The 13,831-nt window shown below is 70.7% G+C and carries 13 protein-coding genes; 4 read left to right on the top strand and 9 right to left on the bottom strand.

What is annotated here, in order from left to right; translation table 11 throughout:
- Positions 1-69: 69 nt before the first annotated feature.
- Positions 70-996 carry an MBL fold metallo-hydrolase gene (locus ACGHC0_RS24325; RefSeq protein WP_415267020.1) on the top strand — a complete coding sequence of 309 codons (927 nt, stop codon included), beginning with the start codon at positions 70-72 and terminating at the stop codon, positions 994-996.
- A gap of 127 nt (positions 997-1,123) precedes the next feature.
- On the top strand, positions 1,124-1,462 hold the full coding sequence (locus ACGHC0_RS24330; RefSeq protein WP_368353359.1) for a serine/threonine protein kinase: 339 nt from the start codon (positions 1,124-1,126) through the stop codon (positions 1,460-1,462).
- Between the two features lie 5 nt (positions 1,463-1,467).
- Here ACGHC0_RS24330 and ACGHC0_RS24335 read toward each other — a convergent pair whose 3' ends face one another.
- The 5 genes from ACGHC0_RS24335 to ACGHC0_RS24355 form a co-directional block, all read right to left on the bottom strand.
- Positions 1,468-2,466, bottom strand: a complete 999-nt coding sequence (locus tag ACGHC0_RS24335; protein WP_368353360.1) for a diguanylate cyclase domain-containing protein — start codon at positions 2,464-2,466, stop codon at positions 1,468-1,470.
- A gap of 145 nt (positions 2,467-2,611) precedes the next feature.
- A complete protein-coding gene (locus ACGHC0_RS24340) occupies positions 2,612-3,457 on the bottom strand; it encodes an SDR family NAD(P)-dependent oxidoreductase (protein WP_368353361.1) in 846 nt (281 codons plus the stop codon).
- Positions 3,454-4,257: a citryl-CoA lyase gene (locus ACGHC0_RS24345; RefSeq protein WP_368353362.1), complete on the bottom strand. Its 804-nt coding sequence runs from the start codon at positions 4,255-4,257 to the stop codon at positions 3,454-3,456. Before ACGHC0_RS24345 ends, ACGHC0_RS24340 begins: the two co-directional genes overlap by 4 nt.
- A gap of 14 nt (positions 4,258-4,271) precedes the next feature.
- On the bottom strand, positions 4,272-5,780 hold the full coding sequence (locus tag ACGHC0_RS24350) for a class I adenylate-forming enzyme family protein (protein WP_368353363.1): 1,509 nt from the start codon (positions 5,778-5,780) through the stop codon (positions 4,272-4,274).
- Between the two features lie 59 nt (positions 5,781-5,839).
- The gene (locus ACGHC0_RS24355; RefSeq protein WP_415267021.1) at positions 5,840-6,901 is read right to left on the bottom strand and encodes a tripartite tricarboxylate transporter substrate binding protein; all 1,062 of its coding nucleotides are present in this window, start codon (positions 6,899-6,901) and stop codon (positions 5,840-5,842) included.
- A 99-nt stretch (positions 6,902-7,000) separates the two neighbouring features.
- On the opposite strand from ACGHC0_RS24355, the gene ACGHC0_RS24360 reads away from it, so the two are divergent.
- On the top strand, positions 7,001-7,825 hold the full coding sequence (locus ACGHC0_RS24360; RefSeq protein WP_368353365.1) for an IclR family transcriptional regulator: 825 nt from the start codon (positions 7,001-7,003) through the stop codon (positions 7,823-7,825).
- A 125-nt stretch (positions 7,826-7,950) separates the two neighbouring features.
- On the opposite strand, the gene ACGHC0_RS24365 is transcribed toward ACGHC0_RS24360, so the two are convergent.
- From ACGHC0_RS24365 to ACGHC0_RS24380, 4 genes are all read right to left on the bottom strand, one after another.
- Positions 7,951-9,612, bottom strand: coding sequence for an L-lactate permease (locus ACGHC0_RS24365; protein ID WP_368353366.1), 1,662 nt, complete (start codon positions 9,610-9,612; stop codon positions 7,951-7,953).
- A 205-nt stretch (positions 9,613-9,817) separates the two neighbouring features.
- The gene (gene mnmA, locus ACGHC0_RS24370) at positions 9,818-10,954 is read right to left on the bottom strand and encodes a tRNA 2-thiouridine(34) synthase MnmA (protein ID WP_415267022.1); all 1,137 of its coding nucleotides are present in this window, start codon (positions 10,952-10,954) and stop codon (positions 9,818-9,820) included.
- Between the two features lie 91 nt (positions 10,955-11,045).
- The gene (locus tag ACGHC0_RS24375; protein ID WP_041828331.1) at positions 11,046-11,528 is read right to left on the bottom strand and encodes an NUDIX hydrolase; all 483 of its coding nucleotides are present in this window, start codon (positions 11,526-11,528) and stop codon (positions 11,046-11,048) included.
- Positions 11,529-11,582: 54 nt separating this feature from the next.
- Positions 11,583-12,485 carry a DMT family transporter gene (locus ACGHC0_RS24380; protein WP_368353368.1) on the bottom strand — a complete coding sequence of 301 codons (903 nt, stop codon included), beginning with the start codon at positions 12,483-12,485 and terminating at the stop codon, positions 11,583-11,585.
- A 135-nt stretch (positions 12,486-12,620) separates the two neighbouring features.
- On the opposite strand from ACGHC0_RS24380, the gene ACGHC0_RS24385 reads away from it, so the two are divergent.
- Positions 12,621-13,499 (top strand): LysR substrate-binding domain-containing protein, encoded by an 879-nt coding sequence (locus tag ACGHC0_RS24385; RefSeq protein WP_368353369.1) that lies wholly within the window; start codon positions 12,621-12,623, stop codon positions 13,497-13,499.
- Positions 13,500-13,831: the final 332 nt, after the last annotated feature.

Consider the following 13,831-nt stretch of genomic DNA (forward strand, 5'->3'; position numbering starts at 1 on the left):
TCGGACGGCGTTGACATCAATATATCAAAAAACATAATATTTAAAAGCATACTGATGGACGGAGCCGCCATGACCACCCTTTCCCTGCCCTCTTCCACCGGAGCGACCTCCACGGTGCAGCCGTTCCACGATGGCGCGACAGGAACCGTGTCCTACGTGGTCTGGGACCATGCCACCCGCCAGGCGGCGGTGATCGATCCGGTGCTGGACTACGACCCCGATGCCGGCCGCACGCACGACGCTTCCGCGCGGCGGCTGCTGGACTACCTGCAGGCCGAGCGCCTGGTCGTGGAATGGATCCTGGAAACACATGCCCATGCGGACCACCTCTCCGCCGCCCGCCACATCCAGGCGGCCGCGGGCGGCAAGGTGGCCATCGGGGCCGCCATCCGCACGGTGCAGCGCACTTTTGGCCCGCTGTTCGGTATGGAGCCTGCCGGGGAGGGCGACGACTTTGACCACCTGTTCGAAGACGGCGAGGCGTTCCGCATCGGCGCCACCCGGGCGGAGGCGATCGGCGTGCCGGGCCATACGCCGGCGGACATGGCCTACCGCATCGACGGAGCGGTGTTCGTGGGCGACACGCTGTTCCTGCCCGACGTGGGCACGGCCCGGGCGGACTTCCCCGGCGGTGATGCGGCGGCCCTCTACCGATCCATCCAGCGCCTGCTGGCACTGCCGGGGGACACACGCATGTTCGTGTGCCACGACTATCCGCCCGCGGGCCGGGCCCCGGCCTGCGAGACGACGGTGGAGGCCCAGCGGAGGAACAACATCCACGTGGGCCGGCAGGCCGGCGAGCGCGCTTTCGTGGCGCTGCGCCAGGCGCGCGACGCCACCCTGGCCGTGCCGCGCCTGCTGCTGCCGTCGATCCAGGTGAACGTCCGCGGCGGCCGGCTGCCGGACCCGGGGCCGGAAGGCATCGCATACCTGCGCATACCGCTGAACGTATTCGGCCGTGCGGCTGCCCTGCACGGCGCCCCACCCGCCTCCTGAGGAGGCATGGCAGCTCTCCTACCCGCGTTCAGGCAGGGTGCCCACCGCCTGCGCGCCGCACCTGCGCGAAGCTGCAGGCATCGCGGCCCGGCTTGCCAGCAGGGCCCCTTCCACCCAGGAGACTGCCATGCGCACACCCCCCATCGACGACGAACCCGGCATCGACCCCAGCGACGACCCCACGGCGGATCTGCCCGAGGGCGACGACCTCAACGACCACCTGAACGCGGAGCGTGATGTCTCCGATGGCATCGACGAAATCTCGGCCCAGCCCTTCGACGATCCGCGCGAGGGTGGACCGCTCAACTTCGACGACGGCACCACCATGGGCTATCCGCGCGGCAAGACCGGCCGCGAGGGCGGCACCTGGGAGGCCGAGGGCGGCGACAGCGGCGACCTGGAGCCACCCGCGGAAGTGCTGTCCGACCGCAACGGGCCCAGCGATCCGGACGCCCGCCGCGGCTGATCCGCTCAGGCAGCGTTGCCGGCGCAGGGATGCCCGTCGCCCGCCGGCCGGCTCTCTTCGTGGACGACGACACGGTTGCGCCCCGCGCGCTTGGCCTGGTAGAGGGCCTCGTCCGCGCGGCGCAGCACCTCGCCGACCGTTTCACCGGGGCGCACCAGTGCGACGCCTGCGGAGCAGCTGTAGCGGAACTCCGGCGCCTCGGGCAGCGGCGAGGCCGCATCCAGGCTGGCGCCCAGGCGACGCAGCACGCTGTCGGCGCCCACGGTGCGAGCGCCCTGCAGCACGAGCAGGAACTCCTCTCCGCCGATCCGGGCGACCATGTCGTCGCGGCTGGCGGCCTCCGCCAGTCGCGCCGAGAAATCCTTGAGGACCAGGTCGCCGCCCGCGTGCCCGAAGCGGTCGTTCACCGCCTTGAAATGATCGATGTCGATGACCGCGACGGCCATGGCCTGCGCCTTGTTGGGCCCGAGCTTCTGCTGAAGGAAGTCCATGGCATAGCGGCGGTTGCTCAGGCCGGTCAGCTCGTCGCTGAGGGCGGACTTCATGGCCTTGTCGCGCTCCTGCCGCAGGTCGCGCAGGCCGATGCCCAGTTCGGAGACATCGGTGACCACGCACAGCATCCAGCCCCCGGGCAGCGTGGTTTCCGTGGTCAGCACCCAGCGCCCGTCGTTCAGGCTCGTCTCGATGGTGCGGTAGGGCAGCTTGCCGCGCCGGCTCCTGGCGGAGCGCAGCCAGACCTCGAAATCGCTGGTCTCGACCACCGTGCCGGTGGAAGAACGGTAGCTCTTGCGCATGAGTTCCTCCCAGGGGAGGAATTCGCCCTCGCCCACGCCGAGCGCGGACCGGAAGGCCGCATTGGCGTAGCGCAGGCAGTCGTCGCCGTCGAACAGGGCGTACCCCTGCTGCGAGACCTCCACGAGCGCCATCCACTGCCGCATCAGGGGATCGCCGATGCCGCCGGTGTCCGGGGCGTCGGCCAGGGCCTTGGTGGAGGAGTTGGGCATGGTCCGGTGGCAGGCTGTGGCAGGTCGGCAGTGCCGACGGATGAGCCGGCAGGCCCACAGTATCCACAACCCCGCCCCGGAAAGCCAACCCGCGCGGCGGGATACCCCTGCGCGCGCGAGGGCCCGTCTGGCCCGGAGCCGGCCCTCAGGCGTATTTGCCCGTCAGCCCGCCGTCCACCACCAGTTCCGTGCCGGTGACATAGGCGGCCGCGTCGGAGGCGAGGAAGGCGCAGGCATGCGCCACCTCCCAGGCCGTGCCCATGCGGCCCATCGGCACCTGCCGCGCGCGGGCGGCGCGGGCTTCGTCCAGGCTGCCCTCCGAGAACATCCTGGCCACCGTGGTGGCGATGCGCGGCGTGTCGATCAGGCCGGGCACCACGGTATTGGCGCGGATGCCGTGGGGCGCGTACTGCTGCGCCACCATGCGCGTGAACTGCGTCACCGCGGCCTTGGTGACGCTGTAGGCCAGGTGCGGGTAGCCCACGTAGCGCATGCCGGCCACGGACGATATCGCGATGAGCGATCCGCGCCCACGCTCCACCATGTCCGGCAGCACCTGCCGGCTGCACAGCAGCAGGCTGCGCACGTTCACGGCATGGATGCGGTCCAGGTCGTCGGCGCTCGTGTCCATGGGGCCGCCGGTCTTGCCGATGCCCACGTTGTGGTGCAGCACGTCGATGGCTCCGAACCGCGCCCGGGCCTCGCCGAACAGCCGCTGCACGTCGGCCTCGTCGGCCACGTCTCCCACCAAGGTGGCGGCCGTTCCACCCTCGGCGTGGATGAGTGCGGTCGTTTCTTCGGCCGACGCCGCATCGCGGTCGGCCACGCAGACGGACGCGCCCAGCCGCGCGTAGGTCACGCAGGCGGCGCGGCCGATGCTCCAGCCCGGGCCGGCCGAGCCCCCGCCGGCGACGAAGACCACGCGGCCGGACAGGTCCAGCGGCAGCGCGGGCGGGCGTCTTTCGCCGGGGATGGCGTTGCCGCCGCTCATGCAGGCTCCCCGGCATTGGAAGGCTTGCCGCCCTCGCCGACGTAGGGAATGGCATGCTCCACGGTATCCCAGATGAAGCGGCCCGACGGGCTCTGCTGCTCCTCCACGATGTGGGCCACCAGCCCTGCGGCGCGCGAGATCACGGCGAAGCCGCGCATCACGGCCGTGGGCACGCCGATCTCGCCCAGCAGCGCGGCCACCGCCCCCGTGGCATTGATGGTGACGGGCCGGCCGGCCACCGCGTCCACGGCTTTCGACAGTGTTTCCAGCGCCCGGATGTGCCTGCCGGACAGGTCGGGCTCGGCGCGGGCCAGCTCCAGCAGCTTGTAGGCGCGCGGATCGACGGGCTTGTGCAGGTGGTGGCCGAAGCCGGGCACGGCGCTCTTGTTCGCCTTGCACTCCCGCGCAATGGCCAGCGCCTCGGCATCGGGGTCCTGGGCGGCCATGATGCGGTCGAGCAGGCGCGAGCAGTTCTCCATGGTGCCCACGAAGGAACTGCCCACGGCCAGCAGGCCCGCGCTGACGGCGCCCTGCAGGTTCTCCGGCGCGCTCATGTAGATCAGGCGCGTGGCGATGGCGCTGGGCGTGAGGCCGTGTTCCATCAGGACGATGAGCACCACGTCGGTGATGCGCAGGTCCACCGGGCGCGGCGTGCGGCCCAGGATCTGCATCAGCATCACCTCGGTGAAGGTCTTGCGGCCCATCAGGTCCTCGACCAGGTCGGCGTCGCGGTAGTGCAGGCTGGTAAGGGTGTGCGTGCACAGGCGGGTGACGGGGGCGTCGTTGCGGACGGATGTCATGGAGGTTCTCCGGTTCAGGGGGTGGCGAGCGCTTGCTCGCGCACGGCGTTCTTGAGCACCTTGCCCACGGGCGAGCGCGGCAGGTTGGCGTGGAAGTGGATGCGCTTGGGCGTCTGCACGGGGCCCAGGCGCTCGCGCACGAAAGCGATCAGCTCCGCCTCCCCGGCCTGCTGGCCGGGGCGCAGCTGGACGGCCGCCTGCACGGCCTCGCCCCATTTGTCGTCGGGAATGCCGAACACGGCGCACTCGTGCACCGCCGGGTGCTGGCCCAGGGCGTTCTCCACGTCCACCGGATAGACGTTGAACCCGCCGGTGATGACCATGTCCTTGAGCCGGTCCTTCAGGTAGAGGTAGCCCCGCTCGTCGATCAGGCCACGGTCACCCGTGTGCAGCCAGCCGTCCACCAGGGTCTCGGCCGTCTTCTCGGGCAGGCGCCAGTAGCCAGTCATGAGCAGGTCGCCGCGCGCCACCACTTCGCCGACCTCGCCCGTGGGCAGCAGGCGGCCGTCCGGCGCCATGATGGCCACGTCGCTGAACCAGGTGGTGCGGCCCACCGCGGCCCAGTTGCGCTCGTCCTCGAAATCCTCCGGACGCATCACGGTGAGGATCTGCGGCGCCTCGGTCTGGCCGTAGGTGGTGCCCAGGACGGGGCCGAAGAATGCACGCACCTCGCGGATCTTCTCGGGCGGCATGGGGGCGCCGCCGTAGATCAGCCGGCGCAGGCGGGGAAAGTCCGCGCGGCTGGCGCCGGGCAGGGCCATCAGCATGTACACCAGCGTGGGCGGCATGAAGCACACGGTGCCGCCGCGCTCGCGGAAGGCAGTGCGCACCGCCTCGGCGCCTGCGCCCTGCAGCACCACGTGGCAGCCGCCCTGCGCCAGGATGGGCAGGAGGTAGGTGGACGTGCCGTGCGTGATCGGCGCGGCGACGATGTAGCGTTCGTGCTCGTCGAAGCCCCAGGCGTGGATCTGGTTGGCGATGTTGGCCATCCACGCGCGGTAGGGCTGCATCACGCCCTTGGGCGCGCCCGTGGTGCCGCCCGTGAACTTGATGGCCTGCGTGGCGGAGTCCGGCAGCTCGAACACCGGGCGTGGCGCGCCGGCATGCCGCTGCACCAGTGCCGCCACGCTGGGCACTGCCTCGCCGTGCGGCCCGTGGGCATGGATGCGGTCGCCCGGCACGCCCTCCAGCAGCGGGGCGCAATCGGCGTCCAGCACCAGGATGCTGGGCGTGGTGGCGTCGGTGATGCGGCGGATCTCCGGCGCGGTGCTCTTGGGGTTCAGCGGCACCCAGACCTTGCCGCAGGCCAGCACCGCCAGCAACGCGGCGATGTGGTCGGCGCTGTTGTGCGCGCAGATGCCGACGCGGCTCTGCGGCGCCGGGTCTCGCGCCACCAGCGCCGCCGCCAGGGCGGACACGCGCGCGGCGAGCACGTCGTAGCGGATGGCGCCCTCCGGCGCATCGATGGCGATGCGGTCGGGCCAGCGCGTGGCGGCACGCCAGAAGAAATCGATCGGGAACATGGGCTCGGGAACTCCTGCGAAAAAGGGATCGGTTCAGCGGACCGGAAACCAGCCGCGGCTCACTCGGCCTTCGCGCCGGACGCCTTCACCACCTCTCTCCAGCGCTGGATCTCGGCGGTGGCGAAGCTGCGCATCTGCGCCGGCGTGCCGGGCTCCGGCGTGGCGGCGAGGTCCTGCAGGCGCTGGCGCACATCGGGCATGTTCAGCACCTTGACCAGTTCGGCATTCACGCGCTCGATGACGGGCTTCGGCGTGCCCGCGGGCGCGGCCAGGCCGAACCACGACTGCACGTCGAAGCCCGGGAAGCCCGACTCGGCCACCGTGGGCACGTCAGGCAGCAGCGGCGAGCGCTGCGCGCTGGTGATGGCGATGGCACGCAGGCGGCCCGCCTGCACGTGCGGCAGGGCCGAAGGCGTGTTGTCGAACATCGACTGCACCTGGCCACCCAGCAGGTCGGTCATGGCCGGCGCGCTGCCCTTGTAGGGCACGTGCAGCATGTTCAGCTTCGTCTGCATCTTGAACATCTCGCCCGACAGGTGGATGGACGATCCGCTGCCCGACGACGCGAAGGTGATGCCGTCCTTCGACTCCCGGGCGAAGCGGATGTAGTCGGCCACGCTCCTGATCGGCAGCTGGTTGTTCACCACCAGGATGTTGGGAATCTTGGCGATCAGGCCGATGGGCTCGAAATCCTTCTGCGGGTCGTACCCCAGCCGGCCGTAGAGCGAGGCATTGATGGTGTTGGCGATGGTGAAAACATAGAGCGTGTAGCCGTCCGGCGGCGACTTGGCCACCACCTCGGCGCCCACGTTGCTGTTGGCCCCCGCCCGGTTGTCCACCATCATGGGTTGCCCCAGGCGTTCGCCCAGCTTCACGGCCACGATGCGCGCGATCACGTCGGTCGCGCCGCCCGCCGCATAGCCGACGACGAGCCGGATCGGCCTGGCCGGCCATGTTCCGGAAGATGGTGTCTCCGCACGCGCGGCGGGCGCATGCAGGGCCGCGCAGGCCACGGCGCACAGGGCGGCACCCAGGGCCGCGATGCGGCGGCGCGCGAGGCGATGCGGGAAGGCGCAGGCGCGGGGGCCGGCGGAAAAAACAGGCAGGGGGGCAGCGGTCATGGTCTTGTCTCCTGGGGTGGGCACGGGGCAATCGCGGTCCGGGTCGCGCGGCCTGGGGCACACTGCGCACGGACTTCATCGACACCTGGATTCTTCGCAATGCCCCCACGCACCACGAATCGAAACGTCCGCCAGCCGGACGATCCATCGCGCCATGCCGTGGAGGCGGAAGCGGACGACCCCGGCAGCCGCACGCTGCGCCGCGGCCTGCAGGTGCTCGATGCGGTGCTGGCCGGCGGCCCGGAAGGCGTGCGCGTGGTGGACCTGTGCCGCGGCGTGGCGCTGGAGCGGGCCACGGTGTACCGGCTGCTGTCCACGCTGCTCGAGGCCGGACACGTCGCGCGGCAGGGCCGCTTCCGCTACGTGCCCGGGCCGCGCATGGCGGCGCTCGCGCCGGCCGGCGCGCTGCCCAACCGCGCGGTGCACCTGCAGCCGCTGCTCGCGCGCATCAGCGCCGCGTGCGGCGACGCGGCCTTCGCCATCGTGCGCGAGGGGCCGCAGTCGCACTGCATCGCGCGGCAGGTGGGCACGCACCCGGTGCAGATCCTGGTGATCGAAGTGGGTACGCGACAGCCGCTGGGCGTGGGCGCGGCAGGCCTGGCCCTGCTCGCCGCCCTGCCGGACGCGGAAGTGGAAGCCATCATCGCGGCGAACGCGCCGCGCCTGGCAGCCTACGGCGGCATGACGCCGGAGCGCATGCGCCTGCTGGTGCGCGCCACGCGCGAGCGCGGCTGGTCCGTCATCGGCAACCACGCCACCCGCGGCGTGCTGGCCGTGGGCATGGCGGTGCGCGACGCGCGCGGCCGGCCGGTGGCGGCCGTCAGCGTGGCCACCACCCTGGCGCGCATGCCGCGCGAACGGCAGCAACTGGTCGCGCGCACGATCCGCGATGCGTTGAAGGAGCTGCCACCAGGCTCCATGTGAACCTTTCTAATGAGCGGATGGCACGGCCCAGCGAAGCGGTCCCGGCGAGGCGCTGCATCGCAGGCAGTACGGACAGTACGACAAGATGCAGCAACGACGCCGGAAGGGCCGTGCCGGCCGCTCGCTCAATGCACCACCATCAGCGTGAACGGCCAGACATACGCCTGCATCGTCACGTACAGCCCCACCAGGCAGGCCAGCGCGATGGAGTGGAAGAACACATAGCGCAGGATCTCGCCCTCGCGGTCGAACCAGCGCGTGGCGGTGGAGGCCACCACGATCGACTGCGCGTCGATCATCTTGCCCATCACCCCGCCCGAACTGTTGGCCGCGCCCATCAGGTTGGGCGACAGTCCCAGCTGCTCGGCGGCCACCTTCTGCATGCCGCCGAACAGCACGTTGGAAGCCGTGTCGGACCCCGTGAGCGCCACGCCCAGCCAGCCCATCAGCGTGCCGAAGAACGGGTACAGCACGCCCGTGTTGGCGAAGGCCAGGCCCAGCGTGGTGTCCGTGCCCGAATAGCGGGTGAGCGTGCCCAGCGCCAGCATCAGCACGATGGTGAGCAGCGAGAACTTCACCAGCCAGATCGTCTTGAAGAAGGTGCGCACGATGGCCACCGGGTTGTATTTCATGAACAGCGCGCTGACGATGGCCGACAGCAAAATCGCCGTGCCGGTGGCCGACAGCAGGTTCAGGGTATAGACCGCGCCCTCCTTGGTGGGCACGGGCACCACGGGTGGCACCTTCTCGATCAGGTTGTGCAGCCCCGCCATGGGGAAGGACGGTGCGAACAGGCCGTTGAGCCAGGCCTTGACGGGCGGCAGCCCCCAGATGAACACGAACACCGACAGGATGGCCCAGGGCATCCAGGCCGCCACCAGCTCGGCGCGGGTGTGGCGCGCCACGGGCTGGGGCGGCTTGGCCTCGGCCGCGCTCACGTCGTTGCCGCGCAGCGAGGGCGAGGTCCATACCGACTTCGGCTTCCAGACACGCAGGAAGGCGATCAGGCAGACCATGGACACGATGGCCGCGATGATGTCCACCAGTTCCGGCCCGATGAAGTTGGAGACCAGGAACTGCGGCACCGCGAACGAGACGCCCGTGACCAGGATGGCCGGCCAGATCTCCATCATGCCCTTGCGCCCCGCGAAGGCCCAGATCAGCCAGAACGGCACCAGCAGCGAGAAGAACGGCAACTGCCGGCCCACCATGGCCGTCACCGCCATCACGTCGTAGCCATGCACCTTAGCCAGCGTGAGGATGGGCGTGCCCAGCGCGCCGAAGGCCACCGGAGCCGTGTTGGCGATGAGCGAGAGCCCCGATGCCGCAAGCGGCGAGAAGCCCAGCCCGATGAGGATGGCCGCCGTCACCGCCACCGGCGTGCCGAAGCCCGCCGCCCCTTCGAAGAACGCGCCGAAGCAGAAAGCGATCAGCAGCAGCTGGATGCGCCGGTCCTCCGTGATGCCCGAGAGCGAGTCCTGCAGCACCTTGAAGCTGCCGTTCTGCTCCGTGAGCTGGTGCAGGAAGATGATGTTGAGCACGATCCAGCCGATCGGCAGCAGGCCCGTGAAGCCCCCCAGCAGCGCGGCCCGGCCGGCCATGTCCGCCGGCATGCCGTAGGCGAAGACGGCCACGAGCAGGGCCGCGACGAGCCCCATGCCCGCGGCGATGTGCGCCTTGATGTGGAAGAAGCCGAGGGCCGCCAGCATGACCACCACCGGAACCGCCGCGAGGGCGGTGGAGAGGACCATGCTGCCGAACGGGTCGTAGATTTGCTGCCAGGCCATGCGCTTGTCTCCGTTGGATGAACGATGTTTTCTTTCTCTCGGGCGCAAAGACGGGCGCGTGCAGCGCCCGGCACGGCGCCGGGCGCCGCGGAAAACATGATCAACGCAGTAAGGGATTTTTCAAAGCGCGGCAGCACCGCGGGAAGCGATCTTTCCCGCAAAAGCCCCAGGGACAAACCCTCTGGTCCCGGCCCGGCGTCTTGCGCTAAGCCGCGCCGTTCGCAGGCCCGGCCGCCGTGATCACCCCGCCTCCCAGGCACACTTCGCCGTCGTACAGCACCGCACTCTGCCCCGGCGTCACCGCCCATTGCGCCTCGGGAAATGAGAGCGCGAAATCCCCCCCCTCCGCCTGCGTGACGCTGCAGGCCGCATCCTGCTGGCGGTAGCGCGTCTTGGCCGCACAGGCGCCAGCGGCCGGCGGCCGGCCCGCCACCCAGCTCGCGTCAGTGGCCTGCAGCGTGTGCGAGAGCAGCCAGGGGTGGTCGTGCCCCTGCACCACGCGCAGCACGTTGCGCTCGACCTCCTTGCGCGCGACGAACCAGGGCGCGTGCTCGCCGCCGCCGCGCTGCGCGCCTTTGTCCTTCACGCCGCCGATGCCCAGGCCCTGGCGCTGGCCCAGCGTGTAGAACGAGAGACCCACGTGCTGCCCCAGCCTGCGCCCCCGGTCATCCAGGATCGGGCCCGGCGCGTGCTGGATGTAGCGGTTCAGGAATTCGCGGAACGGCCGCTCGCCGATGAAGCAGATGCCGGTGGAGTCCTTCTTCTTCGCGTTGGGCAGGCCGATCTCTTCCGCGATGCGTCGCACCTCGGTCTTGCGCAGCTCGCCCACGGGAAACAGCGTGCGCGAGAGCTGCGCCTGGTTCAGGCGGTGCAGGAAATAGCTCTGGTCCTTGGCCGGGTCCAGCCCCTTGAGCAACTCGTGCAGGCCCGTGGCAGGGTTGTGGCGCACGCGGGCGTAATGGCCGGTGGCGATCTTTTCCGCGCCCACGCGCATGGCGTGGTCCAGGAAGGCCTTGAACTTGATCTCGGCATTGCAGAGCACGTCGGGGTTGGGCGTGCGGCCGGCCTCGTACTCGCGCAGGAACTCGGCGAACACGCGGTCCTTGTACTCGGCCGCGAAGTTGACGTGCTCGATCTCGATGCCGATCACGTCGGCCACGGCCGCGGCATCGACGAAATCGACGTTGGAGGAACAGTACTCGCTGTCGTCGTCGTCCTCCCAGTTCTTCATGAAGATGCCCACGACTTCGTGGCCCTGCTGCTTCAGGAGGTGGGCGGTCACCGCGGAATCCACGCCGCCGGAGAGTCCGACGACGATGCGCTGCTTGGGGGAGGCTTTCATCCCCGGGATTGTATTTTTCGGGCGGGGGGCCTGCTCGCGGCGCGCGCCAAAGGCCTGCTGCCCGCAGGCCGTCCACGCGACTGCTGCCGCTTCAGCTCCCGCGCAGCACGCTCGCGTCGGTGTGGATCATGTCCACCGGATGCCGCTGCCCGGCGAGGTAGTCCTCGATGCAGCGCATCACCAGCGGGCTGCGGTGGCGGTCGGCGCAGGAGCGCAGTTCATCGGGCGTCATCCACACGGTGCGCACGATGCCGTCGTCGAGCGAGCGCCAGGCGTGGTGCGCGCCCAGCGTGCCCGTGAAGGCGAACCGCAGGTAGGTGATGTCGTCGCCCGTGCGGGTGCGCGTGAAACGGTTGAGGTAGATCCCGACCAGCGCGGTGGCGGTGAAGTCGTAGGCCGTTTCTTCCAGCACCTCGCGCACGCAGGCCTGTTCGGGCGACTCCCCTGGGTCGAGATGCCCGGCGGGATTGTTGAGCCGCAGCCCGTCGGCCGTGTCCTCTTCCACGAGGAGGAAGCGGCCTCCCTGCTCGATGACGGCGGCCACGGTGACGTTGGGTTTCCAGCGGTTGGGCATGGCGCGCATTATGACCATACGGCGGCGGAGCGAGCCAGTCCCGGCACGGCCCCGTCAGGGCCGCGCGGGTGCCGGCCGCAGCACCAGCCAGAGCGCCACCGCGATCAAGGCGCCGCCCGCGGCGTGCGCAACGGTCACGGTTTCGTCCAGCAGCAGCCAGCCCCAGGCCACGCCGAACGCCGGCACCAGGAACGTCACGGAGAGCGCCTTGAGCGGCCCCACGTCCGCGATCAGCCGGAAATACAGCACGTAGGCCCAGGCGGTGCAGAGCAGCCCCATGGCCAGCAGCGCCGCCCAGACCTGCACGGGCGCCGTGGACCACTGGCTTGCAAGGCCCGGCTGGTTCCAGGCCTGCCATGCCGCCCACGGCGCCAGCGCCAGCACGGCGCCCCACTGGCTGCCCAGCGCGACCAGGCGGCTGTCCAGCCCGCCGCGTGCGGTGATCCAGCGGCGCGTCAGGAAGCCCGCGAGGCCGTAGCAGGCCGTGGCCGCCAGGCACGCCGCGATGCCCGCCGCGACCGGCATGGTGAGGGCGACCGGCCCGGCCTGGGCCAGCACCGCCACGCCGGCCATGCCGAGCAGCACGCCCGCGGCGCCCGCGCCGGTGATGCGCTCGCCGAAGGCCGCAGCGCCGATGAGCACACCCATGAGCGGCGTGGTGGCGTTCAGCATCGCGCTGTAGCCGGCGGGCAGCACCCGCGCGGCCAGCGCGAACATGCAGAACGGAATGCCCGAGTTGACCACCCCGAGCACGAGCACCGCCCCCTGGCGCCCCCGGAACGCCAGGCGCTGCCGCGTCAACACCACCAGCGCCATCAGCCCCAGGGCGGCGAGCAGCACGCGCCCGAAAGCCGTGGGCACGGCACCCAGCGCCGGGACGGTGTAACGGGTGAAAAGAAAGCTCCCGCCCCACAGGGCGGCGAGCAGGAAAAGGCGCAGCAGGCTGGCGGAAGACATGGCGGAACGCAATCCTGGCAGGTTGTATGGACAAGGAGTACGGCCGCAGTGCAGCCGCGGGGTCATTCTCGGCAGGAGGTTGCAGTGCAGGCAAACGATTTATCCTCTCGTACCGTTTAGCTGAAGTGAACAGTCATGCGCCTGCCTCCCCTCGTTTCCGTGCGCTTCTTCGAAGCGGCGGCCCGCCACCTGAGCGTGCGCGCCGCCGCCGCGGAACTGCACGTGACACCGGGCGCGGTATCGCAGCAGCTGCGCCGGCTGGAAGGCTTCCTGGGCTGCGCGCTGTTCGAGCGGCTGCCGCGCGGGCTCGCGCTCACCCCGGCGGGACGCGACTACCTTGCGGCCTGCGCCGAGGCGCTGGCACTCGTCGGCCACGCCACGGCACGCCTGCAGGCGCTGGGGCAGCGGCGCGTGGTGCGGCTCAGCTGCACCGCCGGCTTCGCGGTGCAGTGGCTGGTGCCGCGGCTGGAGGATTTCTCGCGCCTGGCACCGGACGTCGATGTGCACGTGAGCACCAGCGACCGCGTGGTCGATCTGGCGTCCGAAGACATCCATTTCGCGGTACGCCATGGCCTGGGCGTGGCACCGGGGCTGCAGGCCGAGGTGCTGGTGGCCGACGACCTGGTGCCGGTCTGCAGCCCGCGCCTGATCGCGCCCCGGCGCGTGCCCCGCGTCACCGACATCACCGGCGCCCGGCTGCTGCACGACGGGCACCGTGGCGACTGGCGGCTCTGGTGCGAGGCGAACGGGGCCTTGGGCGTGGACTGCAACCAGGGCGTGGTGTTCACGCACTCCAACGGCTCGATCGAGGCTGCCCTGGCAGGCCGGGGCTTCGCCCTGGCGCGGCAGGGCTTCGTGGCGCAGGAGATCGCGGCGCGCGCGCTCGTGGCCGTGCGGTCGGCCGCGCTGGCAACGCCGCTGGCCTACCGGCTGGTGCACCGGCCCGAAGTGCTGGTGGACCCGGCGCTGCGCGGCTTTCGCGACTGGATCACCGCACAGGCCACCGCCTCCTGAGCCGGGCGCACCGGCATGTCGGCCCGCCGCCACCGGCTTCGCGCCTGCGGGCACGCATTCGCGCACCTGCTTACAGAAGGTTTTCCGCCCTCCAGACTCCGGTTTATTTTTCCCGATAAATCCAATGTCTGCGATCAACAGTTCCTCCGTTTCCACTGCAGCCGCGCAGCGGCCCGCATCCCCGCCGGACGCAGCCGCGTCCCCGGCCAGTCCGCCGCGTGAATCCTTGCGCGCCCGGTTGCCGGCGGGGATGCCCTCCCCGGCCCAGCGGCCCGGCCGCACCGAAGGCGGCGCCACGCCGCCACGCGCCCCCCTGCCAGTGCCACCCTCGC

The organism is Acidovorax sacchari, from assembly GCF_042847045.1.
Taxonomy (GTDB): domain Bacteria; phylum Pseudomonadota; class Gammaproteobacteria; order Burkholderiales; family Burkholderiaceae_C; genus Paracidovorax; species Paracidovorax sacchari.